1 protein-coding gene is annotated in these 437 nt (G+C 45.5%); it reads right to left on the minus strand.

Features of this window, described 5'->3' with window-relative positions:
• Nucleotides 1-437: SdrD B-like domain-containing protein (locus MM817_RS16515; RefSeq protein ID WP_241717153.1), on the minus strand; the 437-nt coding region annotated here is incomplete at both ends.

A 437-nucleotide genomic window follows, 5' to 3' on the forward strand; every position in this document is an offset into this window, starting at 1 on the left:
TTGCATCTGGAGCCGCGTTACTCACATCTACTTCTGCCAAACCATTGTTGTCATTCACGACAAGAGAAGGGGTGGCTACAGTCGATTGAGCAGTATAAGTCACCGTATTCGATTGAGCACTTTGCTGGCCATCATAGGTTTGCACGACATAGTAGCTACCGCTAGACAGATTGTCAAAGGAGGCATTACCATTTGAATCCGCTGTAGTGGCACTAACTACTTGACCAGATGAAGTAAACAGATTGACGGTTGCATCTGGAGTGGCATTACTCACAGCTAAGTCCTCTACACCATTGGTATCCATCACAGTAAGAGACGGAGTTGCTAATGTGCTTTGATCACTGAAGGTCACCGTATTCGATTGAGCACTTTGCTGGCCATCATAGGTTTGCACAACATAGTAGCTACCGCTAGATAGATTGTCAAAGGAGGCATTA

The sequence above is a fragment of the Sulfoacidibacillus ferrooxidans genome (assembly GCF_022606465.1).
GTDB lineage: Bacteria > Bacillota > Bacilli > Alicyclobacillales > SLC66 > Sulfoacidibacillus > Sulfoacidibacillus ferrooxidans.